23 protein-coding genes and 2 pseudogenes are annotated in these 26,008 nt (G+C 62.8%); 9 read left to right on the plus strand and 16 right to left on the minus strand.

Features of this window, described 5'->3' with window-relative positions:
* Positions 1 to 30: 30 nt before the first annotated feature.
* From msuE to CK227_RS03865, 3 genes are all read left to right on the plus strand, one after another.
* On the plus strand, positions 31 to 591 hold the full coding sequence (gene msuE, locus CK227_RS03855; protein WP_095771626.1) for an FMN reductase: 561 nt from the start codon (positions 31 to 33) through the stop codon (positions 589 to 591).
* 116 nt (positions 592 to 707) lie between these two features.
* A complete protein-coding gene (locus CK227_RS03860; protein WP_095771627.1) occupies positions 708 to 1,193 on the plus strand; it encodes a hypothetical protein in 486 nt (161 codons plus the stop codon).
* Between the two features lie 217 nt (positions 1,194 to 1,410).
* On the plus strand, positions 1,411 to 2,622 hold the full coding sequence (locus CK227_RS03865) for an epoxide hydrolase family protein (RefSeq protein ID WP_095771628.1): 1,212 nt from the start codon (positions 1,411 to 1,413) through the stop codon (positions 2,620 to 2,622).
* A gap of 36 nt (positions 2,623 to 2,658) precedes the next feature.
* On the opposite strand, the gene CK227_RS03870 is transcribed toward CK227_RS03865, so the two are convergent.
* Together CK227_RS03870 and CK227_RS03875 are read right to left on the minus strand one after the other, a co-directional pair.
* Positions 2,659 to 3,333 (minus strand): helix-turn-helix domain-containing protein, encoded by a 675-nt coding sequence (locus tag CK227_RS03870; protein WP_095771629.1) that lies wholly within the window; start codon positions 3,331 to 3,333, stop codon positions 2,659 to 2,661.
* A gap of 149 nt (positions 3,334 to 3,482) precedes the next feature.
* On the minus strand, positions 3,483 to 4,142 hold the full coding sequence (locus CK227_RS03875) for a TetR/AcrR family transcriptional regulator (RefSeq protein ID WP_179296377.1): 660 nt from the start codon (positions 4,140 to 4,142) through the stop codon (positions 3,483 to 3,485).
* A 240-nt stretch (positions 4,143 to 4,382) separates the two neighbouring features.
* On the opposite strand from CK227_RS03875, the gene CK227_RS03880 reads away from it, so the two are divergent.
* The 3 genes from CK227_RS03880 to CK227_RS03890 are packed head-to-tail and all read left to right on the plus strand — an operon-like array spanning position 4,383 to position 7,509.
* The gene (locus CK227_RS03880; protein ID WP_095771631.1) at positions 4,383 to 5,822 is read left to right on the plus strand and encodes an aldehyde dehydrogenase family protein; all 1,440 of its coding nucleotides are present in this window, start codon (positions 4,383 to 4,385) and stop codon (positions 5,820 to 5,822) included.
* 54 nt (positions 5,823 to 5,876) lie between these two features.
* A complete protein-coding gene (locus CK227_RS03885; protein ID WP_095771632.1) occupies positions 5,877 to 6,452 on the plus strand; it encodes a DUF1349 domain-containing protein in 576 nt (191 codons plus the stop codon).
* Between the two features lie 58 nt (positions 6,453 to 6,510).
* Positions 6,511 to 7,509, plus strand: coding sequence for a hypothetical protein (locus CK227_RS03890; RefSeq protein ID WP_179296378.1), 999 nt, complete (start codon positions 6,511 to 6,513; stop codon positions 7,507 to 7,509).
* Here the strand turns inward: CK227_RS03890 and CK227_RS03895 are convergent.
* From CK227_RS03895 to CK227_RS03920, 6 genes and pseudogenes are all read right to left on the minus strand, one after another.
* The gene (locus CK227_RS03895; protein ID WP_095771633.1) at positions 7,492 to 9,066 is read right to left on the minus strand and encodes a glycosyltransferase; all 1,575 of its coding nucleotides are present in this window, start codon (positions 9,064 to 9,066) and stop codon (positions 7,492 to 7,494) included. The genes CK227_RS03890 and CK227_RS03895 overlap by 18 nt on opposite strands.
* On the minus strand, positions 9,063 to 10,286 hold the full coding sequence (locus tag CK227_RS03900) for a glycosyltransferase family 4 protein (RefSeq protein WP_095771634.1): 1,224 nt from the start codon (positions 10,284 to 10,286) through the stop codon (positions 9,063 to 9,065). Before CK227_RS03900 ends, CK227_RS03895 begins: the two co-directional genes overlap by 4 nt.
* A 170-nt stretch (positions 10,287 to 10,456) precedes the next feature.
* Positions 10,457 to 11,986: a mercuric reductase gene (locus CK227_RS03905; RefSeq protein WP_095771635.1), complete on the minus strand. Its 1,530-nt coding sequence runs from the start codon at positions 11,984 to 11,986 to the stop codon at positions 10,457 to 10,459.
* Positions 11,976 to 13,325 carry a glucoamylase family protein gene (locus tag CK227_RS03910; RefSeq protein ID WP_095771636.1) on the minus strand — a complete coding sequence of 450 codons (1,350 nt, stop codon included), beginning with the start codon at positions 13,323 to 13,325 and terminating at the stop codon, positions 11,976 to 11,978. The genes CK227_RS03905 and CK227_RS03910 overlap by 11 nt, the downstream gene beginning before the upstream one ends.
* Positions 13,326 to 13,552: 227 nt before the next feature.
* Complete coding sequence (locus CK227_RS03915; RefSeq protein ID WP_095771941.1) at positions 13,553 to 14,302, minus strand: SDR family NAD(P)-dependent oxidoreductase; 750 nt, start codon at positions 14,300 to 14,302, stop codon at positions 13,553 to 13,555.
* Between the two features lie 102 nt (positions 14,303 to 14,404).
* Positions 14,405 to 14,623 (minus strand): annotated as a pseudogene (locus CK227_RS03920) (helix-turn-helix transcriptional regulator); the annotation flags it as partial.
* Between the two features lie 7 nt (positions 14,624 to 14,630).
* On the opposite strand from CK227_RS03920, the pseudogene CK227_RS37970 reads away from it, so the two are divergent.
* Positions 14,631 to 14,717: pseudogene (locus CK227_RS37970) on the plus strand (3-oxoacyl-ACP reductase); the annotation flags it as partial.
* A 335-nt stretch (positions 14,718 to 15,052) separates the two neighbouring features.
* Positions 15,053 to 16,369 (plus strand): O-antigen ligase, encoded by a 1,317-nt coding sequence (locus CK227_RS03925; protein ID WP_095771637.1) that lies wholly within the window; start codon positions 15,053 to 15,055, stop codon positions 16,367 to 16,369.
* Positions 16,370 to 16,688: 319 nt separating this feature from the next.
* On the opposite strand, the gene CK227_RS03930 is transcribed toward CK227_RS03925, so the two are convergent.
* On the minus strand, positions 16,689 to 17,948 hold the full coding sequence (locus CK227_RS03930) for a polysaccharide biosynthesis/export family protein (protein WP_179295820.1): 1,260 nt from the start codon (positions 17,946 to 17,948) through the stop codon (positions 16,689 to 16,691).
* An 84-nt stretch (positions 17,949 to 18,032) separates the two neighbouring features.
* Positions 18,033 to 18,710, minus strand: coding sequence for a sugar transferase (locus tag CK227_RS03935; RefSeq protein ID WP_095771942.1), 678 nt, complete (start codon positions 18,708 to 18,710; stop codon positions 18,033 to 18,035).
* A gap of 600 nt (positions 18,711 to 19,310) precedes the next feature.
* Between CK227_RS03935 and CK227_RS03940 the strand changes: the two genes are divergently transcribed.
* Complete coding sequence (locus tag CK227_RS03940; RefSeq protein WP_095771639.1) at positions 19,311 to 19,586, plus strand: exopolysaccharide production repressor exox; 276 nt, start codon at positions 19,311 to 19,313, stop codon at positions 19,584 to 19,586.
* Between the two features lie 23 nt (positions 19,587 to 19,609).
* On the opposite strand, the gene CK227_RS03945 is transcribed toward CK227_RS03940, so the two are convergent.
* From CK227_RS03945 to CK227_RS03970, 6 genes are all read right to left on the minus strand, one after another.
* The gene (locus tag CK227_RS03945) at positions 19,610 to 21,454 is read right to left on the minus strand and encodes an ABC transporter ATP-binding protein (protein WP_095771640.1); all 1,845 of its coding nucleotides are present in this window, start codon (positions 21,452 to 21,454) and stop codon (positions 19,610 to 19,612) included.
* A gap of 8 nt (positions 21,455 to 21,462) precedes the next feature.
* Positions 21,463 to 22,491, minus strand: coding sequence for a serine kinase (locus tag CK227_RS03950; protein WP_095771641.1), 1,029 nt, complete (start codon positions 22,489 to 22,491; stop codon positions 21,463 to 21,465).
* Positions 22,488 to 24,473: a lasso peptide isopeptide bond-forming cyclase gene (locus CK227_RS03955; RefSeq protein ID WP_095771642.1), complete on the minus strand. Its 1,986-nt coding sequence runs from the start codon at positions 24,471 to 24,473 to the stop codon at positions 22,488 to 22,490. Before CK227_RS03955 ends, CK227_RS03950 begins: the two co-directional genes overlap by 4 nt.
* Entirely contained in the window at positions 24,470 to 24,925 is a 456-nt protein-coding gene (locus CK227_RS03960; RefSeq protein WP_245318068.1) for a lasso peptide biosynthesis B2 protein, read from the minus strand. The genes CK227_RS03955 and CK227_RS03960 overlap by 4 nt, the downstream gene beginning before the upstream one ends.
* 43 nt (positions 24,926 to 24,968) lie before the next feature.
* On the minus strand, positions 24,969 to 25,268 hold the full coding sequence (locus CK227_RS03965; RefSeq protein WP_095771644.1) for a PqqD family protein: 300 nt from the start codon (positions 25,266 to 25,268) through the stop codon (positions 24,969 to 24,971).
* 137 nt (positions 25,269 to 25,405) lie between these two features.
* Positions 25,406 to 25,558, minus strand: a complete 153-nt coding sequence (locus CK227_RS03970; RefSeq protein WP_010913078.1) for a lasso peptide — start codon at positions 25,556 to 25,558, stop codon at positions 25,406 to 25,408.
* Between the last annotated feature and the right edge of the window lie 450 nt (positions 25,559 to 26,008).

A 26,008-nucleotide genomic window follows, 5' to 3' on the forward strand; every position in this document is an offset into this window, starting at 1 on the left:
CAAACTTCGACATCCGAGAGGCCCACTGCCATGTCAAACCCCACAGTCGTCGGTTTTTCCGGCAACATCACCCGGCCGTCAAAGACGCGCTCCTTCGTCGAATTGGTCACCAGGGACATCGCCGCGCGCCATGGCCTGTCGGCTGTCACCTACGATATCGAGGATCTCGGTCCATCGCTCGGCACCGCACGGTGGGCGCGCGACCTCGACAGCCAGGCGCAGCCGATCCTGGCGCAGATCCTCGCCGCTGATGCGCTGGTGGTCGGTTCGCCGACCTACAAGGGCAGCTATACCGGCCTGTTCAAGCACTTCTTCGACCTGATCGACCCGGCAGCACTCCGCGGAAAGCCCGTCCTGTTGACAGCGACCGGTGGCGGCGAGCGCCATGCCCTGATCGTCGAGCATCAGCTGCGGCCGCTGTTCGGTTTCTTCGAGGCCTTTGCCTTGCCGACGGCCGTCTATGCCACCGACAAGGATTTCACCGACGGCGTCCTGCGCTCCGAGGCGATCCTGAAGCGCGCGGCGCAGGCGGTGGATGAGGTCGGCTTCGTGCTGGCCAATCGCTCGACAGGCAGGGTCGCCGCCGAATAGCGGCCCGACAGCGGATTTCACCGATTGAAATCGGCACCGGTGGTGCCGTCGCTTACGTGCAATTTACGACCGCCCGCTACAAAGTTCCTGTCTGATTCGCCTGGGACAGGAACACCATGAGCAAAGCCCTCACGACCTTCGCACTCGTCGCCGTGCTGGCCGCCCTGCTCATGGCGCTGAGCCTGGCGGTGGCCCGTCACGGCTATCCCTATGGCGCGATCGGCGTCAGGCGGCTCGACGGCATCGCCGATGCCGGAACCTTCATTCCGCTCGCCGCCGTCTTCTTCTTCAGCGCGCTGTTGATGATGATCCTGCCGATCCGCGCCGCCAGCATCGTCCTTACCCATGCGGCCGACGCGATCTTCTGGACGGTGATCGTGCTGTTTGCCACCATCGTCGGCGGCCTTCTCGCCCGATGGGCCTTCGGCCAGGGCAGCGCTCTCCTGGCCTTGCTGAACTGGCGGTTCCTGTTTGCCGTCGCCATCGTCGGCTGTCACTTCGTCATGAACGAACTGCGCCGCAACGTGCTGTTGCGCAGCCTGTTCTTCGTGGTCTTCGCCGCCGCGACGCTCGCCTGCTTGTTCTGGTCGTTCACCCTCTAGAAAGAGCGGAATATTCGTCAGCCTCCACCCTCTGTTGCCGGGTGGCGGAACGCCGCACCGCATACCTTTTCGTCGTGCGTCCCTCATGCCTCGACGGGCGCGAGAATGAGACCTGTCGCGTGCTCGTCTCGTCCGGATGAATTGCGCAAATTTACAATCCGCGCTGCCGCCGTTCCCATAGTTTGGCTCCATCGAAAAAGAACAAGGAGCTGCGAGAATGAACCGCCGCGAATTTGCCAAAAGCCTCATCGCGGCAGCCCTTCTCGGCGGTCTCGCCGATCGCAGCGCCTTCTCACAGGAGAACACGACAATGGCCAAGCCGACCCCGTTCAAGATTGCCGTTTCCGATGACCAGCTCGCCGATCTCACGACGCGCCTGAGCCACACCCGCTGGCCGGATGAGCCCGCCGGAGCGGGATGGATGACTGGCACAAATCTCGATTACATGAAGAAGCTGACCGACTACTGGCTCCATGACTATGATTGGCGAAAGGCCGAAGCGGGCCTGAACGCATTGCCGAATTACAAGGTCGATATCGAGGGCATCGACCTGCATTTCGTCCATCAGCCGTCGAGAAAGAAGGGCGCGACGGCAATCCTTCTGCTGCATGGCTGGCCGGACAGTTTTTACCGCTATCACAAGGTCGTGGATGCCCTGGCGGAGGAGTTTCACGTCGTCGTGCCGTCCATTCCGGGGACCGGCTTCTCCGGCAGAACGGCTCTGCCCGCCGACAAGGTGGCCGACATTTTTGCAAACCTCATGAATGACGTCCTGGGTTACGACAGCTTCATCGTGGCTGGCGGTGACCTGGGGTCGGTAATCGCCATGTCGCTGGCGCAGCGCCACCCGGACAAGCTTATCGGCTCCCACCTGAGCGATGTGGGCTACCCGGACCAGACCACGGATTTTGGCGCCCTCGGCGGGCCGGAGCAAGGTTACGCCGGCGCGATCCAGCAATGGTTCTTCATGCATGGCGCCTTTAATCTGGTCCAGGCGACGAAGCCGCAAAGCCTCGCCTTCGCCATGAACGATTCGCCCGTCGGACTTGCCGCATGGATCATGAGCTTCATGGCCGGGATGGGGGTCGGCGATGAGGCCGACGCCAGATTTGGTCGCGACGAGCTTTTGACCAACATCATGATCTACTGGCTGACGGAAACGGCGGCCTCGTCCTTCCGCATTTACAATCAGAACGCGATGCAGCAGCCGACCATCAAGGGAAACAACACGGGGGTGCCGGTGGCGGTGGCGACCGAAGTGCCGATCCCGGGCGGCGTTCGCTTGCCGCGCGAATGGGCGGACCGCCAGACCTCGGGAAATGTCGCGCAATTTCACGATATGGAGAAAGCGGGCCATTTCGCCGCGTGGGAAGATCCCGCATTCTATGTCGAAGACATCAAGCAATTCGCCGCGCTCGTCACGAAATAGCGCCGTGAATCCGCCGGGCGAAACCTTCGCCCGGCGTCAGATCTTGTGAACCGCATCGAGGTTTGAGGGCAGAGAACCCATGATCCTCTTTATGGATTTGATCATGTGCGGTTGATCCGTATAGCCAAGATCGAAAGCCACGGCTGTGGCACTATGGCCGGCTTTCAAACGCCGAACCGCTTCCTGGGCGCGGCGGATCAACTGGAAATCCTTCTGCGTAATGCCGGTGGTGTTTTTGAAATGCTGTTGCACGGAGCGTTTGGAGGCGGCCTTGGGCTTCTCGGTAAAGGCCCTCGCCACGACGTCGTCGGACGCAAGCAGCCCCGCGGCGATCATCTCGTCGACAAGGGCTTCGGCGTTCAGGAAAGTCGGTAACGGCAGTTCCACGCCATCCAACAGAAATTCGTCTTCTTCTACATCCAGAAAACGGACCGCCGCGCCGGTTCGCACCTCCATGTCGCGCGCAAGATAGACATGGGCGGCAAATGAGATGACAACCGAGTGCTCACCCTCGACATATGGCACGTCGACCGGCTCGGTTGCCTGGCCGCTCAAGAACACCACGGAAATCCCGTCCGGCGCGACGCTGCAGATCAGATCCCACGAACCGTCCGGTGTGGCTCTGTAAATCCCGTCGCTTAAACACACAGTTTGCCAGACAGTGTCGATCCAGGGATGGGGGGATGACCGGCTCGTATGCTTTTGGACCATGATCGGCAATTGCTCCGGCAAAACTGCGAATTCGATTCATGAATGGAGATCATACAGTCGAACCCTTGCGCGATGCTGGCTATGGGGGGTGGGCGTTCTACGGATCGCGTCTGGAAAACTGTCGGGTCAGGGCCGGCCGGCGACTGCGTCTATCGTTTGCCAGAAAGCGTCTTCTCGACGTATCGAGCGAAGTCCTCGACATCTTCCGCCGGAGGCTCCTGGCCGGTGAAGCTGCGCAGATAGGAGGCGACGTGCGCGAGACGGGTGCTCATCGGCTCATTGAGCTCAAGCGAGTAATAGCCGATCTGCATGAAATAGAGGACGCGAGCGCGCACGAAGGCGTCCTCGTCCTCATAGCCATGACGCTTGAACATGTCGCGTATGGCATTGACGCGCTCCTCGTCAGCCTCGTCGAGCGCGCGCCTGATGGTGGGTGAGCGCCGGGCCCAGGCCCTGATCGCGAAGTCCAGCCGGGGATCGAACAGCCTTTCGTCCACCCAGCATTCGAAAATGCTCATCACGCCGCGGATGACGGTCGCGGAAGGCCGCGAGGCGCGCTCGACGATGAACCTTGTGTTGGTCTGCCGCCAATAGTCCAGCAGCTGGTCGAGCAGATCCTGGCGGCTTTTGAAATACCAGTAGAAGCTGGATCGCGAGACATCGAGCTGCTGGCCAAGTGTCAGCACGCGGACGCGTTCGACACCATCCGAGATCAGTGTCTCAAGCGCCAACTTCAGCCAGTCTTCACGCGTGGCCTTGATGTTGCCGGTGGCGCCGGCGCGCTGGATCGTCGTTTCGAGTGCTGCCATCTGTACGACGCATGACACGCCGCATCAGCCAAATCAAGGCTATGGACATAGGTGTGCAGGGCAACTCGCCTGGTCGGAAACAACGCTCCGCGGATACCAGCCGGGCTGGCTGCAACGGCTGGCCCGGGGATTTTTGTCGCGGCTGTTCGACCAGTGCGTGCTTTCCCGCAGGGCATTTGTCTGGCAAATACCAGTTCACACAGATGCCGCCGCGCGGCCAACCAGCAGGAAAGACCAGATATGGCACAGTTTCGAAAGAACCTCATCGATGGCGAATGGGTCGGCGATGCCGGCTCCCGCAACATCAACCCTTCGGACACCGGCGACGTCGTCGGCGAATATGCCTCGGCTGGGGTCGACCAGGCCAAGCAGGCAATCGCGGCGGCCAAGGCGGCGTTTCCTTCATGGTCCCGCTCCGGTCCATTGGCCCGCCATGCGGTGCTGAAAAAGGCATCCGACGAGATCATGGCGCGCAAGGACGAGATCGGCCGCAATCTGGCGCGTGAGGAAGGCAAGACGCTGGCCGAAGGCATTGGCGAGACCATCCGCGCCGCCCAGATATTCGATTTCTTTGCCGGCGAAACATTGCGCCTGACCGGAGAGATGGTGCCGAGCGTGCGGCCGGGCGTCGGCGTCGAGATCACCCGCGAGGCTGTCGGCGTGGTCGGCATCATCACGCCGTGGAATTTCCCCATCGCCATCCCCGCCTGGAAGATCGCGCCGGCACTCGCCCATGGCAACACCATCGTCTTCAAGCCGGCCGAGCTGGTTCCGGAGAGCGCCTGGTCCATCGTCGATATCCTGCACCGCGCCGGCCTGCCCAAGGGTGTGCTCAACCTCGTGATGGGCAAGGGCTCGGTGGTCGGCCAGGCGATGCTCGATAGCCCCGATGTCAACGCCATCACCTTCACCGGTTCGGTCGGCACGGGAAAACGCGTCGCCGCGGCAAGTGTCGAGCATATGCGCAAGTTCCAGCTCGAAATGGGCGGCAAGAACCCGCTGGTCGTGCTCGACGACGCCGATCTCGCGGTCGCCGTTGATTGCGCGCTCAACGGCGCCTTCTTCTCGACCGGCCAGCGCTGCACCGCCTCGTCCAGGCTGATCGTGACCGAAGGTATCCATGACCGTTTCGTCGATGCGCTGAAGGAGCGGATGGGCAAGCTGGTGATCGGTGATGCGCTCGATGCGCAGACCCAGATTGGCCCGGTCGTCGACGCGACCCAGCTGAAGCAGGACGAGGATTATATCGCCATCGGCGTCAGGGAGGGCGCCACGCTCGCCTTCGGCGGCGAACGGCTCGACCGCAAGACGCCCGGCTTCTACCTCAGCCCGGCCCTGCTGACCGAAGCCACCAATGGCATGCGCAGCTCGCGCGAGGAGATTTTCGGCCCAGTCGCCAGCGTCATCCGCGTCAAGGATTTTGACGAGGCGCTTGCCGTCGCCAACGACACGCCTTTCGGGCTCACCTCGGGCATCTGCACCACGAGCCTGAAACATGCCACCCACTTCAAGCGCAATTCGGAGGCCGGCATGGTGATGGTCAACCTGCCGACGGCGGGCGTCGATTTCCATGTTCCCTTCGGCGGCCGCAAGGGCTCGAGCTACGGCCCGCGCGAACAGGGCCGCTATGCCATGGAGTTCTACACCACGGTAAAGACCGCCTATACATTCGCGGGCTGATCGGGCGCCGGCCTGTCGGGCCGGCGACCTTCACCACGGAACCGGCATGAGGCGATGACATTGCAGGACCTGACCTGGCTCAACCCGCCGCCGCATCACGCCATCGACGGCGATGCGGTGCGCGTGCGCACCGGCAAGGAGACCGATTTCTGGCGCGAGACCTTCTACGGTTTCTGGCGCGACAACGGCCATTTCCTGCATCGGCCGGTCGAGGGCGATTTCACCGCCGAAGTCACCGTCAAGGGCGACTACAAGGTGCTCTATGACCAGGCCGGACTGATGGTCCGGCTCGGCCAAACGCATTGGATCAAGGCCGGCATCGAATACACCGACGGCCTTGCCTATTTCTCCGTCGTCGTCACCAACGACACATCGGACTGGTCGCTGGTCGCCATTCATGCCGGTCCGAACGGCGTCAGCATCCGTCTGACCCGCCACGGCGAGGCGATCCGCGTCCAGTATCTCGACACTTCGGACGGTCGCTGGAAGCCGGTGCGGCTCGCCTATTTTCCGATCTCGAAGACGGTCGATGTCGGCATGATGTGCTGTTCGCCGCAGCGCGAGGGTTTCGAGGTCACATTCTCCGGATTTTCGGTCGGCCCGCCGATTTCCCGGGAACTCCACGGCTGACGTTCGGGCGGGAACTGGGACATTGCAGGCGCGACGGTGTCTGGGCTAAGCCTTGCCGATGGGCATGTCGCGTTGGCGGGCAAAACTCAAAAAGGCGGTGCGGTCCTGGGCGCTGAGATCTCTCGGCGTTCCGTCCGTGCTGTGGTCGCAAGGCATCGCTTGCTTCTGCGACTTCGCCGGACCCGAGTGGTATCGCAACGCGCCGACCGAATCGACGCAGAGCGAGGCCTTTTTCCGCGACCACTACAGTGGCGCGCACGGCATCGTCTGGGTGCGGCTGAGCACATTGGCCAGGGAGCGGCGAAACTGCGACCTCGATACGTTCACCCGGGTCGTCTTGCCGACCATCAAGGCTCCCTTCATCCTGCTGACGACAGACGGCGATGCCTCGGTGCCGTCGGACCTGGCGAAGGACACCGTCGAGCGGCTTCTCGCCAACCCCTATCTGGTGTCCTGGTACAGCCAGAACTGCGATGGCGTTCATCCCCGGATCAATCCGTTCCCGATCGGGCTGGACCTCCATACGCCACGCTCCCTTGCGACGCCTGCCGGACTGGTGCGGCAACTGCAAACCCTGCGCGGCCGGCAAGGCAATGCGGATCGTCGTCAGCCCAGGATATTCTGTGATTTCAGCGTCAGCAGCGGCTCGAGCGAGCGTCGGGAATTGCTTGATGTCCTGGACGGATGCCCGCATGTCGACTTCCTGAAAAGACGCGTTTCGCAGCGCGGCATCTGGCAGCTGTATTCGCAATATCCGCTCGTGCTTTCGACCACGGGAAACGGCCTCGACTGCCACCGCACATGGGAGCTGCTATATCTCGGGTGCATCGTGGTGACCAAGACCTCGCCGCTCGATCCTCTCTACGAAGGCTTGCCGGTCATCATTGTCGAGGATTGGCACGAGGTCAGGGATCCAGAAGCGCCACAGCGTTGGATCGGCAAGGCCGCGCATCTGACGGACCGGGAATATTTGTGGCGGCGCCTGCGGCCGCAGGCCTATCTGGAATCCCTCAGGCAGCAACTTCGGCAGGCTGCCGCTTCACCAGGGGACGTGTAGGATCTCCAGCTTCGGCAGGCCGACCGGCCGGATGCCGAGATCGTTGGCGAGTACCCCAAAGGCTTCGGTCTCGATCAGGTCGCGGTAGGGAATTTCAGGGAAGCGAAGGCCGCCGCGATGCAGAGCGGCATCGACCAGAAGCATGGTCCCGCCGACCGCATCGAGGCCAATGATGTCGAGATGCCTGACATCGCTCAGGTGATATCGATATGGTGTCTCCCTGGGAGGCTGGTGCAGACCGCCGCGTATCTCGCGGTAATAGCGATAATCCCTGGTCTGCCGTCGGATAACGAAACTGTTGAGGTCGAAGCTGCTGCCGCCGGCGATCTTCACGCAGTTGGGCACAGCGATGCGATGCCGCGTGGCGATCAGCCGGTTCAGCATATCGCCGGGAAAGCGCCAGACGTCGATATCGATCCACAGCGCCCAGTCGTCGTCTTCCTTCAGCCCGTGGTCGATGAGGTAATTTCGCACCTTGGCAATCGCGCCGCGCCTCACGCGTCGCATCCTCGGCTTGGCCCGTTTTGCCCTGTCCAGCCTGGTGCCGACATGTCGTTGCAGCAGCACGATATCGCGATATTTGCCGGCCAGTCCCGCCGTCGCGGCCTGCAGCCGTTCCCAGCTGCCATCCAGGCTGTCGCCTTCGCAGAAGACCAGCTTGAGCCTGTCCTTGGGGTAGTCGAGCCCGTCCAGCGCATCGAGAAAGGGTTGGATGAGGTCGGCGGCGTCGCGAAGCGGCACCAGAACGGCGATGTTCTGGCCCGAAGGCGGCGGCGCCGCCAGAACCGCCTTGTCGACGCCGGCTTTGGCCTCGGCCTCATCCAGATACGCGCCGCGCGTCAGCTGGTACCGGAGCCGATAGGCTTGATTGCGCAGCCTGGTCGTCCATCTCGGTGGCGGCTCCGGGATCCACCATGTGCCGGCCCAGTGATGGATCGAAAGTGCCGCAGTATCGTCGCCGGCCTCACGCTCCATGCTCCCCGCGGACGTCACCGGCGTGAACAGGCCGGAAGGGTGAATGGCCAAGGCTTCCTGATCGCCGTAGCTGCGCTGGGCGGAGGTCAAAAGGCAGGGACCGGTCGCGTCGAGCACGTCCTTGGCGCCGGCGAGCCCGGGCATCATGGCCAGGACATGCATCCAGAACGGATGCCTGGGCGGGCTGGCGATTGTTCCGTTGAACAGAAGATAGGGCAGGCCCCGGAAATCCGCCTGGACGGCCGCATGCGACGCCGGCTCCTTGCACAGCACGACACGGGTCTCATCCATGATCGGATCGAAGGCCGCGACGCATTCGCAGTCGATGTCGGCATAGACCCCGCCAAAATGATGCAGCAGCATGTAGCGGGCCGCATCCGAGCGCTGCACGCCCCTCGTGTAGCCGCAGAACATCGACAGGAAATCAGGGTAGTGCTCGGCCACGAATTCGAGCAGCATCCGGTCGCTCCAGAACATCACCGTCCAGTGCGGATTGTGCCGCTTCCAGCTGTCTGCATATGCCTGGAAGCGCGCGGGAATGGCGTCGCTCTTCCAGGTCTGGTGCAGGATTGCCGGAATCATCCAGCAGCGCCGTTTGGTCCAAGCCCGTCACGAACGGCATCGCGGATCGCTTGCGGGCCGAACCTTGCCCATACCGCCTGATGCGCCCGAAGGCGTTGCCGCGCCCTGCGTTCGGGATCGAGACAGAGCCCGATGGCCATCTCGGCAAGCGTTTCGTCGGATTGAGACAGCAACACCTCGTCATTTTCGACCAGATCCAGGCCTTCGGCCGCGATCGGCGTGGCGATCACCGGCACGCCCGCGGCCATTGCTTCCAGGATCTTGATGCGTGTGCCGCCACCCGCCGTCAGCGGGACGATGGTGAGATGCGCGCTGGACAACAGCGGCGCGACATCCGCGGGATCTTCGATGAGCTCCACACCAGGCAAGCTGGCCAATGCCTGCACTTCCGGTCGCGGGGTGCGTCCCGCCAGGACGAGCCTGGCATCCGGCAGGGCGTTTCGGATACGGGGCAATATGACACTGGCCAGCCGCTGGGCGGCATCGATGTTTGGCGGGTAGGCGAGATGGCCGATGAACACGATCACCGGAAAGCCGTTGTCAGTCGGCGGCTCGGCGGGCAGGCGCGCGCGACTGTCCCCGGGCTGCGGAATTCCGTTCGGAACAACGTCGATCGGGATCTTGTGCCGGGAAAGCGTCATCAGCTTCTGGCGATCGAGGTTCGAGCAGACCCATACCCTGTCGACAAGGGACAGTGCTTTTCTCTCGAGGAACCGGACGCCGAATGCTGCCGCGCTTCGCTTGGCACTAAGACGCCTGATCTGTCCGGCCAGGTCGGACTCGACATTGTGCATGTCGAGAATGAGCTGCTCCGCCAGCGGCCGCAGCGGCCGCAGCAGCTTGAACAGGCCGACCCCCTCGACAATGATGGTGTCAGGGCGGAATTCACGGACGAGTGCCTCAAGCCGGGTCAGCGCGGAACGCGGTATGCGATTCTCCGCCCTTGAGCGCCACCAACCGATCGAGGCCGTGCGAGGCTCCCCCTCGATCGACAGGGCCTCGACCCGGATCAATGGATCAGGCGCATTCCTTGCCTTGTTCGGCTTCACTGAAACCAGGCACACCGGTCCGAACCTGGCGGCCGCTTCGGCGTTGCGATAGTTTCTCAGATCCGCGCCTGAAGCCGGCGGAAAGCCCGGGTCGTGCGACACGACCAGCGTACGCTTCTGGGTCGCCCGCCCGGGCTGGCAGACAGCTGGTTGCGCGCCTGTGCCGTTCAATGCTGACGCCTGGGGCTTTGTGCCAGGCAGGGGGTCCAATTCGGATGGCATTCAGAACGATTCCGTGACTACAGGCATCAGCGCCACCTTGTTTAGCTGAACAAGGCTTTCGTCAAGCACTGGATATTTTGAGTCCGCCGCGCCCCCGAGTCCTCGGCGCGCGGCCAGGCTCATCGCCTCGACCAGGCCAGCCAGCGCGCCGCCAGACGCCTGCGCAAGGAGGTGAACCGGGTTCGCCTGTAGGCATCGCCCGCCATCTTGATGCCTTGTGCCTGCGTCGGGAAGGGATGGATGACGTCGGCCAGGGCTTGCAATCCCATGCCGGACCTTATGGCAAGCGTCACCGCATTGATCATCTCGCCGGCATGGGCCGCGACGACCGTCGCCCCCAGGATGCGGTCGGATCCCTCCCGGGCATGGATCTTGACGAACCCTTCCTCCTCGCCGTCCATCACGGCGCGGGCGACGTCATGCATCAGCACCGTATAGGTCTTGACCGGAATGCCGTTCTGCCGCGCCTCGATTGGATAGAGCCCGACATGGGCGATCTCCGGATCGGTATAGGTGCACCAGGGAACGACGAGGTCACTGAGCCTTTCGCGCCCGCGAAACAGGGCATTGCGCACGACAATACGTGCCGTTGCCTCGGCGGTATGGGTGAACTTGTACTCCAGGCACACATCGCCCGCCGCGTAGATGTGCGGATTGGTCGTCCTGAGGTGATCGTCCACCTTGATGCCGCTGGCGTCATACACCACCCCGGCCTCTTCCAGCCCGAGATCCCTGACATTGGGCGAACGGCCGACGCCGGTGATGATCTCGTCGACGGAGATCGTTGTCGTGTCGCCGTCCCGCAAAAGGTCGGCGTGCTTCTTGCCGCCTTCCTTGCGCACCGCCACCACCTCGGTGTTCAGGCGTACCTCCACCCCCTCGCGCGCCAGCGCGTCCGATAGGATCTGCGCGGCGTCGCGTTCCTCGCCGGGCAGGAACATCGGATCGCTCTGCGCCAGGATGACCTTCGCGCCGAGCAGGCAGAAGGCCTGCGCCGTCTCGCAGCCAAGCGGCCCGCCGCCGATGACCAGGAGCCGCTCGGGACGTCGCGTGAGGTTGAACATGCTCTCATTGTCGAGATAGCCGGCCTCGGCAAGTCCGGGGATCGCCGGCCCGCTGGGACGCGCGCCGGTCGCGACCAGGGCCTTCTTGAAATGCAGCGTCTTGCCGGCGACCAACACCGTATCGGGTCCGCCAAAGCGCGCTTCGCCGAAATAGAGGTCGATGCCTTCGGCTGTGATGGCAGCGGCCGAATCGGCACGGCTGAGCCGCTGCCGGATCTGCCGCATCCGCATCATGGCCCGTTCGAAGTCGACCGGAAGACGCGCCGGCGTGTCGCCGCCGAAATTCTCGGCATCGCGCATGTCGGCATAGAGCCGGGCCGTACGGATGATCGACTTCGACGGGATGCCGCCGACATTGATGCAGGCGCCGCCGATCAGCCCGCGCTCGATCAGCGCAACTTTCGCGCCAAGGCTTGCGGCGTCGCGCGCCGCGGTCAGCCCGGCTGGTCCGGCGCCGATGACGACGAGATTGTAGGGGCCGTCGGGCGTAGGGTTCTTCCAGTGAGGCGGATGCGCGCCTCGGACCAGGTCGACGTCGTTGCGGTCGACAGGGAAGGTGGCCGCCCTTGTCTGTTCACGCGCCATCGTAGACTCCCGATGCGGAGCCTGCCGGCTGTGCCAGCCAGCCGCCGGTGAAACCCGCTTTGTCCAGGCCGCGGCGGATGTGCCGATTGGAGCGCATCAGCTCCCAGATCAGGCGCGAGCGGTGGTTCTCGATCATCATCACCACAATGCCCTGGTCCAGCCCGTAATGGCCTTCCGACACCCAGCCGTTGCCGCCGAATTTTCGCCGGTTGGCCAAGGTCGGATTGAAGCCGCTCGGCAGGCGGAAATTGTCGATCACTTGCGGATAGCGCTCGCCGAGATGACGCATGGCTGCCAGGCAGATGTCAGGCGCGAAAGGCAGCGACGCTGGATAGGACCATGGCGCGATCGTCCCGTCATCCGGCCCGAACGGTGCACCGCGCGCGGCATAACCCGAAAACCGGTGCCTCCGTCGCTCCACACTGGCGCGGAAGCCGCCCGGCCCGTCTCCGGCCGAAAGGCCCCAAAGGTTCTCGCCATAGCCGTCGAAGCCATAGGGGTTGTGGCGGGCATAGTCGCGGTGGAGATAGGTCGAGCGGCGGCTGTTTTCGAAATAGTCCGAGTTCTTCTCGCGCATGAAAGCGTCGCGGATGCCGGCGAAATCGATCCAGGCATGCGAGAATTGATGCATGAACAGCGGACCGCCATAGAGCACGTCATGGCCGTAGATGTTTTCCCACTGGTAGGTTGCCGTCCAGGCTTCGTAACTGTCGTCCGAAGTCGGGCTGTCCGGCGAGGCCATCGACAGCACATAGAGGATGGTCGCCTCGTTATAGCCTTCCCAGCCATAGTGGAGAAAACCGCTCTTCGGCTTCCAGCCTTGCCGCAAGGTCGGGCTGCTGCCTTGCGCCCAGCGCCAGTCGACGCGCCGGTAGAGTGCTTCGGCCAGTCGCCGGATTTCGGCCTCCTTCTCATTCCCGCCGGAGAAATAGGCGCCGGCCACCAATATGCCGGCCATCAGCAAGGCGGTGTCCACCATCGACAGCTCGCAGCGCCAGACGCGCAGCCCGGTGCGCATGTCGAGGAAGTGGTAGTAGAAACCCTTGTGGCCGGTGACGCCATCACCACCGTTTTGCCGGCTGGCCGAGAAGAAACGCAGCGCCGCAAGCGTGAGCTCCACCGCCGCCGAGCGCGTCATCCAGCCGCGTTCGACGCCGATCGGATAGCAGGAGAGGGCGAAACCGACGACCGCGATGCTGGCCGGCGAATTCGGCCGCGATGTATCGGCGACCAGCCCGTTGTCGGGGTTCACATTCTCCAGGAAATAGCCGAAGGCCGCGCGCTGGTAGCGGTCCAGAAGTTCGTCATCGGACAGCGCTGCGGGCTCTGCTTCAGGCAAGCGATGCAATCTCCAGCCCGATGGCCGTGGGCCCTGTCGATCTCCCGGCGTCGGCACGGCGGCCATCGGTCATCGCCAAACTGTCTCGTCGTGTCATGGCTTTCCCTCAAACCCTGTTCTGTCGCCAATACAGACGTCAGCGACTATAAGCCTGTCCAGTTCCGATCGTTGCCTCGTCACGCGGATTTGTAGTTGCACCGGCCAATGTGGGGATGTTCCGGCCCGGATCAATACGTGGCGCGGCCACCGGAAACGTCGAAGACGGCGGCGGTCGTGAACGAGCATTCTTCCGAGGCGATCCAGCAGATCAGCGCCGCCACTTCCTCGACCTCGCCAAAGCGCGCCATCGGAATCTTGGACAGCATGAAGTCGATGTGCTCCTGTTTCATCTGCTTGAAGATCGCTGTGCGCACAGCCGCCGGCGTCACGCAATTCACCGTCACCTTGGTCTTGGCCAGTTCCTTGCCGAGCGACTTGGTCAGCCCGATCACGGCGGCTTTGGACGTGCTGTAGGCGGAAGCGTTGGGATTGCCTTCCTTGCCAGCGATCGAGGCGATGTTGACGATGCGGCCATAATTGCGTTCCAGCATGTGCGGCACCAGCGCCTTGTTGCAGTAGAAGACGCCGTTGATGTTGATGTCGATGACCTTCTGCCAATCCTCGGTCGAATAGGCCCAGGTTGTCATGTTCGGCCCGGTGATGGCCGCGCTGGTCACCAGAATGTCGACGCCGCCAAGCGCTTCGATCGTCCTTGCGGCGGCGCCTTCGACGCCGGCGGCATCGGCGACGTCAATGGCGACACCATGCAGGCCAGGGATGAGAGTTTTCGCCTGTTCGATCTGGGCCGGATCACGGTCCCAGACGCAGACGCGCCCGCCTTCCTCGACGATCCGTTGCGCGACCGCCAGGCCGATGCCCGAGGCTCCGCCGGTGATGACGGCTGCCCGGCCAGCGAAGCGTCCCGCGAAGTTCGGCATCTGGTCTTTCTCCCAATCGGTGGCGAATGTGAAGTCAACGGCAACCAAATTCAAGGCGGGATCGGGCTCGCCGAACGGGATATTGGTAGGCCAGCAGGGGTGCTATCGGTGCTGAAAGAACTGCAAAAACAGCTCCCGCTCGGTGGTGATGTCGAGCTTTTCATAGATGCGCCGGCGGTGGTTCTTGACGGTCCCGACGGTGATGCCGAGACGCTCGGCGATGTTGGCTGTCGGATGGCCGGCGAGGACCAGCTGCACCAGTTCCCGCTCGCGCAGCGAAAGTTCCGGCCACAGGCTTTCATTGACTTCGAGGGCACGCAGCCCTGGGGCTCCACTGGCGGTGTTCCTGTGCTCGGATCTGGCCACGGGCATCACCATGGAAAACATCCAGATCACCGGCGGAGCACTGTGGTAGCGTTCTCGTTGCTGATCCAGGCGGCTGTCGCGGGACGGACCACCGGCTGCTCTCTCGCCGTCCGCTAGAGTAATTCCAGGAAAAGTGTGAACGGTTTTCCGTCCGGAATAGCGTCAAAACAAAGAGTTAGAGCGGTTCGCGGTTTCCGTGAAACGGTGAACTGCTCTGATGTAAGACAAGGTGACCGGATTTGCCATTGAGCATGCGGTGCGATAGGTTATATTGCACTGCACAATGGAGATGCCGTTTATTGCACGCCCCTCTTTGCGGATATGCCGGCTGGCCTGCCGCCTGCCGGATTTGCTGGTCTTGGGCCGCGCCGACCGGACTCTGAGATGAAAATTCCAAAGTCCCTGCTGGTCGATCCCGAGAAGAACTCGGTCTACGGCGCTTTTGCCGTTGCCGTTTCGATCTGGGCGTTCTCCTATTCCGTCATTTTCGGCCAGGTGCTGATCCTGGCCTACTATGCCGTCTGGCTTCCGCTCATCCTGGTCGACTACCGGCGCTTCCTGCGCCAACTCTCCAGCGCCTGGCTGCCGCTGCTGTTCGCGGCCTATATCTGTTTTTCCATCTTCTGGTCGCAGGCGCCCGGCGTCACCGCCAGAACGGCGGTCCAGTATCTCTCCCACATCGCCTGCGCCTACGTCGCGGCGCGTACCGTCAGCGTGCGCACCCTGACCCTCGGCGCCCTGGTCGGGATTTTCTTCGTCATGCTCTATTCGCTCAAGGTCGGGGCCTATTCCGAGGACGTCCTTGACGGCACCTACAATTTCGTCGGCGCTTTTGCCTCCAAGAACCAGATCGGCTTCGTCGGCTCGCTCGGCATCTATTTCTCCGTGGTGTTCCTCGCTTTCCTGCGGCGTGGCCGGCTGAGTTTCATCCTGACCGTGCCTGTCGTGCTGTTGTCGGCCTACCTGCTGGTCATTTCGCATTCCGCCACGTCGATGGCCTCGATACCGGCGGTCCTGGCGCTGATCGCGCTTCTTGCCATGACCAAGCTTTTGTCACGACGCTATCGTCGGGTGATCTTCCTGGTCGGCGCCGGCCTGATCGTGGTGGTGGCCGTTGTAGCCCTCAATCTCGGGCTCATGGACTTCGTGCTTGGCCTCTTCGGCAAGGATTCGACGCTCACCGGGCGGACCTATCTGTGGGAGCAGGGCTGGAACGCCGCGCAGCGCTCGCCGATCCTCGGCGTCGGCTATGCCGCCTATTGGGTGCAGGGCTTTGCCGAGGCCGAGCGGCTGTGGAATGAATTCTACATCACCACCCGCACCGGCTTCCACTTCCACAACACCTATGTCGAGGCGCTTGTCGAACTCGGCTTTACCGGTGCGGTGATGATCTCGCTGATCATGCTGCGAACGCTCTACGGCCATGTCTCGACGGTGATTTTCAAGGCATGGCAGGCCGAATCGGTGGTGCTGTTCGGCGTGATGGTGTTGCTGCTCATCCGCTCCTTTGTCGAGGTCGAGGTCCTCAACCCCTACATTATGGGCTCCTTCCTGATGTATTTCAGCTACTTCAAGCTGGCACGGCTGCCGGTCACCCGCACGCGCTGGTCGCCGGCCTTCGAGCCGGCGGATGCGGCGGCAAGGGGCGAGCCGGCCTGGCCCCGGCATGTCGGCCGTCCGGCTGCAGCCGATCCATCATGAGCCCATCCACGTTGCCCAAAGACGCATAGCGCCTTGCGGCAACGAGACATTCCCGTCCTTCGAGGCGGCGCGCTCTGGAGCAATTCCAGGAAAAGTGTGAGCGGTTTTTCCGGGAAAAGAGCGTGGCGGTTTCCCTTGGGAATTGCGTCGGAACAAAGAGATGGAACGGCTCGCCGTTTCCGTGAAACGGTGAAACGCCCTATCATTTCGCGGCCTGGATCGCTCATCATGGCAAAACCTCCACCAGACGGGCCTGGTGGAGGTTTGGAACTCGTTGTGCGATGGATCGGAGCGGCTGGATCGCGCCGAAGTCCGCGACCTATTGGCTGGCCAGCGGTGCCAGCTTGACCTTGATCACGTCGCCGGGCAGCACCGGTGTTTCTTCTTTCGCCGCGATTTCGCTGGTCTTGCCGTCGACATTGCGCACCAGCGAATAAAGCAGGGTAGGCTGCTGGCCATTGGTGATGGCGGCCGTCGTCGCGGGATCGCTGGCCTGGGCTATCAGGCCTTTCTGCATGTTCACCTTCAGCGCGGCCTCGTTCAGGTCGGCTTCGGTCTGCTGCCGGTCGGCGGCGAGGCTCGAGCTCAACGTGTTCTGGGCATCGATGGCATCCTGCGTCGCCTTGCTGATCGACTGCTTGGCGGTGAGAATGGCCGTCTCGTAGTCGAGGATCTTGCCCTGCAGGTCGGTGACGGACTGCTGCGAATCCAGCAGTCGCGCATTGGCGACCAGTCCCTTCTGCGCCAGCGGACCGATGCTGGTGAGCTGCTGCTGCGCCAGGTCGACCTGCTTCTGCTGGTTGACGATCTTCTTCTGCAGTGATTCGATTTCGGACTGAAGGACACTCTTGAGATCGTCGAGCGCCTCGAGCTTCAGCTTCAGCGCCTTCTGATCTGCGGTCAGGATCGTCATTTCGTCGGCGACGATGGTCGGCAGCCGCGGATCGCCCTCGACCTCTTTGGGCGCTTCGAAACTTGCCTTGCCGGCCAGATCGGCATCGATGCGGGCGCGCCTGACGAGCAGCCGGACGCGCTGGTCGTCGGAGATATCGAAATTGCCCTTGGCGGTGACCAGGTCCTTGCCGAGCTGGGGACCGTAATCGGCGCTGCGCCTGATGCCGCCGGCGACGCTGATCGCTTTCAGCACCGTCAGTTCGGGCACAAAAGGAAACTGGCCGGGATTCTGCACTTCGCCCGAAATATAGAAGGGCCGGAACTGCGCCATCTCGACCGAGGCCTCGGGCTTGTCCGACAGAGCGAGCTTGTGCTGCAGTGCCTCGCCGATTGCCGCCGCGACCTCCGCCGTGGTCTTGCCGGCCGCCGGCAACTCGCCGACGAAAGGCACCGACAGCGTGCCGGCCGGGCCGATCGTGTATTCGCCGTTCACCGCCGACCAGTCACGGAACGTGCCTTCGACGGTCTGCCATTCGGCTATACGGATGTTGAGTTTGTCCTGCGAGCCGAGCTGGTATTCGCCTGAGATGGCGACCTGGGGAAGAAAAGCGAGCGACATCGCAAGGCAGGTGGCCATAAGCCGAGAGCGGCCGGAAAAGCGGCCGCTGCCAAAAGCTTCGAACATGTCTTTTTTCAACTGAACGTTCCGATCCGTTTTAGCCCCATCGCCCGATGAGCTTGCCGCCGGATGCCTGGTCCCGGCGTCCGGTCAGTAGGAGCCGCGTGACATCCAGACGGCCGGCACGGTCTTGATGATGATGCGCACGTCGCCGAACAGCGACCAGTTCTCGACATAGTGGCGGTCGAAGGCGACGCGGCTGTCGTAGGAGACGTCGTTGCGGCCGCTGACCTGCCACAGGCCGGTCAGGCCGGGCCGCGACTTCAGATAGTAGACCGCGGCGCTGCCGTAGATTTCCAGCTCGTCGCGCACCACCGGGCGAGGCCCGACAAGGCTCATATCGCCCTGCAGGATGTTGATGATCTGCGGCAATTCGTCGAGGCTGAGCTTCCGCAACACCGCGCCGACACGGGTGACGCGCGGATCGTTCTTCAGCTTGCGGGTCGCTATCCATTCCGCATTGGCCTCCGGATTGGTGGCGAGATAGGCGGCCAGCACCTTGTCACCGTCCGGAACCATGGTGCGGAATTTCAGGCACGGAAAAATCCGTCCGCCGCGCCCGATTCGCCGATGGCCGTAGAAAATCGATCCACCGTCGGAAAATTTGACCAGCAGCGCTACCATGATGAACAGCGGGCTGAGCGCGATCAGACCAACCAGTGAACCGACAATATCGAAGCTGCGCTTGATGAGGCCGCCGATAGGCGGCGGAAAATCGGTGTCAGCCTGCGAAAAGCCCGCCGTGGCCGACTTGGCAATATCCCTCATGCGGAAACTCCATGCGTTGAACGAATGGTTCACCACACGATACCAAAAAAATGTTGCAGCGCAACACACAATTTCCCGGGCCACTGAAATAGTCACGTCATGAATTGACTAAATAATAAGCTAGCGATGCACATTTTTCAGGATGTTTAGCACAATTGTGACAATAAATGGGCAAGCGTAAAAAAATGCAGCCCTTTTCGCGGCGAATCTGGGGCAAGGCGTTCTCGCAGGCCCGGAATGGTACATATTAGAGCTTTAGGAAGGCGCAAAGTTCCCGACTATTAACATAAAATACTACATAATATTGGGAATTGTACTGAAACGGGTCGGCGGCTGCAGGTTGAGTGAATTGCGGTGGTGTGCGTTGCAGCATGCCAGAGTCGATCGCGCAAGCTCAATCAAAAATATGTGCGGTTGCCCTTGCCGCCTTCTGCTCGCCTTAATAGAATTGCAAATTATACCTGTCAGAGTGGCGACAGGTTGAAAGGCCGGAAGCAACCGGCCGATAGCGGGCACCTCTACAAGCCCGCATGACAAGGGACGGCGCTCGGGTGGGGCTATCGTTTGATATAACCCGGGCCGGTTTATGGGCTGTTGGGTATGTCGCTTCCAAAATTCATCGTTGGGATGATTTTCGCTCTTGCAATCGTCGTCGCCTGGTCATGGCTTGGCGGCGCTTCGCTGGGCATGACGCTGATGCGCGTCATCATCTGTGCCGGTATCATCCAGGCCGGCTATTTCGTCCTCGTCTATGCCATGATCGCCAGGAGTGCGCCGACGCAAGCCGACAGGCTGCGCGAAGCTGAGAGAAAGCTGAGTGCGCCCGACGTGACCGAAGGCGAGAAGCTGGGCAACGCCCGGCGCAGCCTACATTAGCTCCTGCAAAGGTATCCGCGGCCTCAGGCCACATCGGCGGGTTCGGTTTCCGATTGTTCCCCCGACAGCATCCTCGACAGCCGGCTCGCCGGCTTGGCCTTCAGCCGCTGATACTGGCCGACCTCCACGATACGGCCGTCTTCCATCGCCACCACCCAGTCGGCGAAGGCGATCATCGATGGCCGGTGCGCGATGGTCAGGATGGTCATCGCGCCGCGCAAGCCGTCGATCGACCGGGCGATCAGCGACTGGTTCTGCCAGTCGAGCGCGCTGGTCGCCTCATCGAGGATGAGCAGCGACGGCTTGCGCAGCAGCGCACGCGCCAGCGCAATGCGTTGGCGCTCGCCGCCGGAGAGCCGCACGCCGCGGTCGCCGACCACCGTCTTGAGCTGCAGGTCGAGCCGTTCGACGAAGTCACCGGCATGAGCGGCGCGCAGCGCGATCCACAGATCGTCGTCGCTGGCCTGCGGCGCGGCAAGGCGCAGGTTCGCCGCGATCGTGTCATGCAGCAGGAACACGTCCTGCGGCACATAGGCCACCTGATCACGCCAGCGCCGGCGATTGCCGGCATCGATGTCGACGCCGTCGACCAGGATCTTGCCGGCGGTCGGCTCGAGCAGGCCGAGCAGCATGTCGGCGATCGTGCTCTTGCCCGATCCCGAGGGGCCGATCAGGGCGGTGACTTTTCCGGCAGGGAGACCGAAGGTGATGTCGCTCACCACTGCCTTGCCGGAGCCGTCGTCGTAGCCGAAGGAGACGCCGCGAATGTTCAGCCCGGTATCGAGCGACAGCTTGCCGGCATCCCCGGATTCGGCATGGCCGGGTTCGCGCTCGGCGTCGAAACGGGCCTGCAGGCTGCGCATGGCCGTATAGGCAGGCAGGTTGATCAGCACCTGCTGGGCCTGCGTCTGCATGTCCATGAAGCGCGGCGCGATGCGCATGAAGACGAGAAGCAGAACGACAATCTCGGCCAGCGACAGGTTGAAGCGGACCAGCGCCACATAGATGAACAGGCTGAGGCCTACCACGCTCGCCACCTGGAACACCGCGGTGCCGATCGAGCTGTTGCGCACATAGTCGATATTGTCGGCCTTCATCTTTTCCAACGTCGACCGCAACTGCGCGAAATAGCTGGCCTCGACATTCAGGCTCTTGGCCACCTTGATGCCGCCGAGGAACTCCGAGACCGTGCGGTACTGATCCTGGCGATTGCTGGTCAGGACACGCCCGAAAGCGGTGGCGCGCGCGCGAAACGGCTGCAGCGCCATGAACATCACGATGCCGATGACGATCGCAAACGCCGTCATCACCGGCGAGATGAACATCGAGATCACGAGATAGCCCACCAAAAGCACCGCGATCTGCACCAGCATCAAAAGCGAGAAGGCGGCGCCCTGGACGCGATCGATGTCGCCGGTCAGGGCATGGTCGAGATCGGAGCTTCGCATGCGCGAGAACACGCCCCAGCGCGCCTTGCCGATGCTCTCGAACAGGTTCATGCGCAAACGGTTGACGAAATCGAAGAGAAGCCTGGCCATGTAGACCGACTTGAAGCGGTTGAATGCTGCCTGCACGGCAACGAGCCCGACCAGCGCGCACAGCACCGTCGTCAGTTGCAGCGTTCCCTCGGGCACCAGCCAGCGCACGAAATCATTGTTCGGCAAGCGGACCGCGAAATCCTGGTCGGCGCGCCCGACCAGGTGCAGCAGCGGCACAAGCAGCAGGATCGAAATGCCTTCCGTCAGGCTGCCGAGGATCAGGAACAGCAGTGCCGTCCAGGTCCGCCGCCCGCCGATCTGGGCGATGACGGCGCCGAACGCGGCGACATCGCGAAACAGCGACAGGCGAAGGATCGAAGATTTCGACATGATTGCGCTCACCGCCGCCGACGGCCGGCCGCCAGCTCTCCGGTCGTGAGGTCCGGGGCCGCCAGATCCCCGGCCGCCAGGTCGCCTTCGATCAGCGCCACGGCCTCGCCAATCCTGTCGAGGCCGGTCGGAACTTCCAGCCGGAACACGCCGATATGGTTAGCGATTGCTGAACATTGGCGAAGATGCAGCGCCGCGAAATCGCCAGGGAGCGCCGCGCGGCCGAACCGCGTCACATAGGAGAACTTGATGATCGCCGGCAGGGCGGCAATGCCGGGCAAGGGCGTGATCGCGGCCTTCGCACCGCGCTCGAGGACATAGATCCTGGTCGCCGGCACCATGCCGCCGGAGAAGGCGCCATGCAGGCGGTGCTGCATCTTCTCGATCGCCGGATGCACTTGCGGCCGCACCTCCGCCTGGCCAAGCGAGATCGCGGCCGCGGCGTCCGCGGCAAGCTTGATCTGGGGAAAGCCCGGAACGATCATCGGCGCGTCCGGCCTGGCGAGATCGAGCGCCACGACATCGTCGGTAAGCAGATGATGACCGGCCCGGATCATGGCGCTTGCCGTGGTCGATTTGCCGGCACCCTTGTCGCCCATGAAGATGGCTCCCCTGCCGGCCACCGCGATGGCGCTGGCATGCAGGACGAGCAGGCTGCGCTGGTGCAGCAGCAGCGCCATCACCGGCCCAAGCAATGGAAAGGCAAGCAGGGCGTCATCCACGCCGGGTGCCGGCTCGATGTCGATGCGGCTGGCATCGCTGATCAGGAAGGCGCCGACGGCATGCCAAGCCAGATATTGCCGGTCCGGCTCAAAGCGGAAGATCGTCGCGGCCTCGGACGAAGGCTTCGGCATGTCGATCGTGCCGATGGCGATCAGTATATCCGCCGCAGCCGGCTCCGCCGGCTCCAGCTCGGGCAGCGCCACGTCGGACGCCACGGTCAGGCCGTAAGCCCGGTAGTAGCGACGCTCCCTCGTGGTCCGGCCATGGGGGGGATCGCCGACATATGTGGCGAGCGGCTGGTTGCGCGGCATCATGCGGGGCTCCCGCCGTGCTGGACCTGCCGCAGCCACAACGACAGCGAGGCCGAACGCCAGACATACTGGACATCCAGCGGCGCTGCCTGATCGGGCTGGCGCAGCAGCCGCGCATAGGCGGCGCTCACCTGCGGCAGGTTGACATAGGGCGCGATACGGCCGGCATCCGAAACCAGCAGCTGTTGCAGGAGGTCGCGGTGGTTGCGCACCATGCCGTTGACGAGATTGGCGGTGAAATCGATCTTGTCGCGCCGCCACTGCACCGCTGCCGGCAGGATGCCCTCCATCGCCCGGCGCAACACGTAGCGGCCAAAGCCGTGGTTGAGTTTCTCCTCGCCCGGCAGCGCCAGGCAGAATTCGACCAGCGGCTTGTCCCAGAACGGATAGCGCGGCTCGACGCCGAAATTGGCAGCGGCCTTGTCGAGCACTTCGAAAGAGTGCGGCACATAGCCGTTGGACAGGATCCAGCGATGGCTGAGCGCGTCGCTGGCCTGGACGCCGGGCGGCATGTAGCCGGCCCGATGGAAGCGGTCGATCAGTTCGGTCCGCCTGGCCAGGTCCGGATTGATCAGGTCGCGCCAGCTGCGGCCGCGCTGCATTTGCGTGGGCTTGCGTATCCTGTTCAGGGCACGGTTCGCCAGCTGTCTCGCCTTGGCGATGCGCCAGGCCGGTCCGTAAAGGGTCAGGAACTGGAAATAAAGGCCGAGCGTGCTGTCGCCATAGGTGTTGGAGGCGCTGCGAACCTCGCGCCAAAGGTCCAGCCACCTTCCGCCATTGGCAAGCTCGTGCAGATGGCCATGTCCCTGTGAGACGACCTCGTCGCCGCCATGGCCGTCGAGCAGCACCTTGACGCCTTTCGCGGCAGCCGTCCGGTAGATGCCTCGGGTCAGCGTCAGGCCCGGCGCCAGGAAGGTGCCCTCCTGTTCCTCCAGCACCCGTTCGAACTCGGCGAAGGGCGCATAATTGCCGACGGGGATCAATGTCGGATCGGTCTTCTGCTGATCGAGCACCGCATCGATGAAGACCCGTTCGTCCATCGACGAGCCCTTCTCGAAAACCAGCGAAAAGGTCGGCAGCCTGGGTTTCCGCTCGGCGGCGTTCTGCAGGCCGGCGACACAGGCGATCGAGGAGGAATCGAGGCCGCCGCTCAGCATCGCGCCGACCGACGGGCTTCCGCGCATGCGATTGCGCACCGATTGCGAAAACAGATGCGCGAATTCCTCCGCCGCATCCGACCGCGGCGGTCGTGCCGACGGCTCGATCTGCCAGTATCGGCGCAGCACCACTTGTTGCGCGGTGACCGTCAGGCTGTGACGCGCCGGCAGGCTGAAGATATCGCTGTAGGGGGTGGATTGCGGGTCGTCGGGAAGCCCGGCCAGGAATCCCGAAATCCGATGCTCGCTGATGCGCGCGCCGACCCCGTCAAGCCCAAGCATAGGCCCGATCTCGGAGGCAAAGGCAAAACGCCGGTCCGCCGCGTGGTAGTAGAATGGCTTGACCCCGAAATGGTCGCGCGCGCAGAACAGCAGCTGCCGCTCGGCGTCCCAGATGGCAAAGGCGAAATCGCCCTGCAGATGCACGGGGCAGGCTTCGCCCCAGCGCAGATAGGCCCGCATCAGCAATACGGCGTCCGCAACCGACCTGTCGCGTATGCCAAGCCTCGCCATCAGCTCGTCGCGATTGTCCAGCCGGCAATCGGCGGTGATGGCGAGCTTGCCGCCGGCCATCGTCAGCGGGCCGGGGCCGGCTTCATCCGTGGTGTTGAGCCAGGCGTGGCCAAGGGCGACGGCGCTGTCCAGCCACCATGAATTTCCGTCGGGACCGCGATGGCGCATGCGGGCCAGCATCCGCTGGATATCGGTCGCCGCGTCCGCCGGCGCGTGTCCCCGGACCGCTTCAGCGTGTCCCCGGACCGCTTCAGCGTGCCCTCGGACCGCTACCGCGTGTCCCTGTCGCAGCAGGATTCCGGCCACGCCGCTCATCGGCTGCCGTGGTCGACCAGATGCGCGAAACCATCGACGGAGCCGCCAAGCACGACATGGTTGTCGCTGACCAGCCAGGCATGCGCCTTCAACTGCTCGCCCGTGCCGCGTTCGATGCCGATGCGGATGTTGGAGGCATTGCCCTGGCGCGCGAGAATGTATTGGCCCGAAAGCGCCTGGGTAAGGCAGGTGGCGCGCGGCACGAACCGTGCGGCCGCGGCAACCCCCCAGGCGACGAGCCGCAGTTCGCCCATGCTGGCGCACTGGCGCGCGTCGAGCCGGGTCACCATGCCGCGAACACGGTTGTAGGAAAACAAGGTCAGCCCCAGCCGGACGGTCGCGACCACCAGCAGGCAGTGACAGAGGAAAAGCGCTTCCGAGCCGCTCAGGGACAGGATCCTGGCCAATCCCCGGCCGGGCCGGCGTTTGGCAGGCCTCGGTCTTTGGTCCATCGCAGGTCTCTGCCGCGAGATCATGGCCTTCTGCGGAGCCTGCCTAGACAAGTGCCTCATTGTGCAGCCTCGCAAGTCCGTTTTCGGCGAAGCCCTTAAGCAAGGCGTCGACGTCAGCCTTGCAGCGCTCGGCGTCGACATTGTAGCGCGCAAGCACGGCGCCGCGGATATCGGCGATCGACTTCGGCTCCTGGATCTGCTCCCAGATGAACGCACCGACGCTGTTGAGGCTGTAATAGATATTGGATTTCAGGTTGAGAAGCGCCAGGCCATCGCGGAATTCACAGGCCACCGCATCCCCGGTGGCACTTACGCAATCGTGCTCGGATGGGTTCCAGTTCATGCCAAAACCTCGTTAGCAACACACGGTCTACGCGTCGTCATTTCAAAAAGCGGAAAGTCGGGGATCTTCATCCCCGGCTCCATTTGCGGTCTTCAATCCTGGAGGCCCAACGTCACTCCTCCAGAACCAAGCTAGTCTCAGGAGAACGTCAGATCGCCAATCGGGGTGTGCGCCGGAAACGACGCGTCGATTGCCGTGCTGCCGCCACCGCCCTGGGTAATGGTTTCGATCGAACCATGGACCGTCAGGCTTGGCGTTTCGTACTCATGCTTTTCAACATTCTGTTCCATTTTACTCTCCACTGAGGACTGGAAACGGCCTGTCGAGTGCCGTCAGCACTTTCATGCTGCGATGCAATAGCTGCATAGCAACATTTATGAGTCAAGCCTGATTTACTTCTGGTTAATCAATTACGGGTTGCGGACGTCACCATGCGTGTGCGGAATGCTCAAGATTCCGCCTTTGTCGAGGTGAAGTTCGATGCAGTCTGCCTTCAGCACGGGCGATTCTTTAAGCAATTGAATTTGCTTGCATAAAAAGTTCATGGCGATGATGCTTTTTTAGGCTTGTCTAAAATAATGGATTCTTGTTAGCCAGCTGGGTGTCGATGATCAGCTGCAGCGCCACGATTGCGTCGGAATTTCAGCCGAATGTTGCGCCGCATCGAGGAAGCGCGGCAAACGCTCTGGTTGCAAAATTTCGCACTGCGAAAGGAAAGACTTTACGGCGTCCAGGTTTTT

Origin of the sequence: Mesorhizobium sp. WSM4308 (genome assembly GCF_002294905.1) — a bacterium.
Taxonomy (GTDB): domain Bacteria; phylum Pseudomonadota; class Alphaproteobacteria; order Rhizobiales; family Rhizobiaceae; genus Mesorhizobium.

Excerpts from the sequence above, each read along its gene's own strand:
- msuE (WP_095771626.1), top strand. The coding sequence starts at position 31 with ATGTCAAACCCCACAGTCGTCGGTTTTTCCGGCAACATCACCCGGCCG.
- CK227_RS03860 (WP_095771627.1), top strand. The coding sequence starts at position 708 with ATGAGCAAAGCCCTCACGACCTTCGCACTCGTCGCCGTGCTGGCCGCC.
- CK227_RS03865 (WP_095771628.1), top strand. The coding sequence starts at position 1,411 with ATGAACCGCCGCGAATTTGCCAAAAGCCTCATCGCGGCAGCCCTTCTC.
- CK227_RS03870 (WP_095771629.1), bottom strand. The coding sequence starts at position 3,333 with ATGGTCCAAAAGCATACGAGCCGGTCATCCCCCCATCCCTGGATCGAC.
- CK227_RS03875 (WP_179296377.1), bottom strand. The coding sequence starts at position 4,142 with ATGGCAGCACTCGAAACGACGATCCAGCGCGCCGGCGCCACCGGCAAC.
- CK227_RS03880 (WP_095771631.1), top strand. The coding sequence starts at position 4,383 with ATGGCACAGTTTCGAAAGAACCTCATCGATGGCGAATGGGTCGGCGAT.
- CK227_RS03885 (WP_095771632.1), top strand. The coding sequence starts at position 5,877 with ATGACATTGCAGGACCTGACCTGGCTCAACCCGCCGCCGCATCACGCC.
- CK227_RS03890 (WP_179296378.1), top strand. The coding sequence starts at position 6,511 with ATGGGCATGTCGCGTTGGCGGGCAAAACTCAAAAAGGCGGTGCGGTCC.
- CK227_RS03895 (WP_095771633.1), bottom strand. The coding sequence starts at position 9,066 with ATGATTCCGGCAATCCTGCACCAGACCTGGAAGAGCGACGCCATTCCC.
- CK227_RS03905 (WP_095771635.1), bottom strand. The coding sequence starts at position 11,986 with ATGGCGCGTGAACAGACAAGGGCGGCCACCTTCCCTGTCGACCGCAAC.
- CK227_RS03915 (WP_095771941.1), bottom strand. The coding sequence starts at position 14,302 with ATGCCGAACTTCGCGGGACGCTTCGCTGGCCGGGCAGCCGTCATCACC.
- CK227_RS03925 (WP_095771637.1), top strand. The coding sequence starts at position 15,053 with ATGAAAATTCCAAAGTCCCTGCTGGTCGATCCCGAGAAGAACTCGGTC.
- CK227_RS03930 (WP_179295820.1), bottom strand. The coding sequence starts at position 17,948 with ATGTTCGAAGCTTTTGGCAGCGGCCGCTTTTCCGGCCGCTCTCGGCTT.
- CK227_RS03935 (WP_095771942.1), bottom strand. The coding sequence starts at position 18,710 with ATGAGGGATATTGCCAAGTCGGCCACGGCGGGCTTTTCGCAGGCTGAC.
- CK227_RS03940 (WP_095771639.1), top strand. The coding sequence starts at position 19,311 with ATGTCGCTTCCAAAATTCATCGTTGGGATGATTTTCGCTCTTGCAATC.
- CK227_RS03945 (WP_095771640.1), bottom strand. The coding sequence starts at position 21,454 with ATGTCGAAATCTTCGATCCTTCGCCTGTCGCTGTTTCGCGATGTCGCC.
- CK227_RS03950 (WP_095771641.1), bottom strand. The coding sequence starts at position 22,491 with ATGATGCCGCGCAACCAGCCGCTCGCCACATATGTCGGCGATCCCCCC.
- CK227_RS03955 (WP_095771642.1), bottom strand. The coding sequence starts at position 24,473 with ATGAGCGGCGTGGCCGGAATCCTGCTGCGACAGGGACACGCGGTAGCG.
- CK227_RS03960 (WP_245318068.1), bottom strand. The coding sequence starts at position 24,925 with ATGGACCAAAGACCGAGGCCTGCCAAACGCCGGCCCGGCCGGGGATTG.
- CK227_RS03965 (WP_095771644.1), bottom strand. The coding sequence starts at position 25,268 with ATGAACTGGAACCCATCCGAGCACGATTGCGTAAGTGCCACCGGGGAT.
- CK227_RS03970 (WP_010913078.1), bottom strand. The coding sequence starts at position 25,558 with ATGGAACAGAATGTTGAAAAGCATGAGTACGAAACGCCAAGCCTGACG.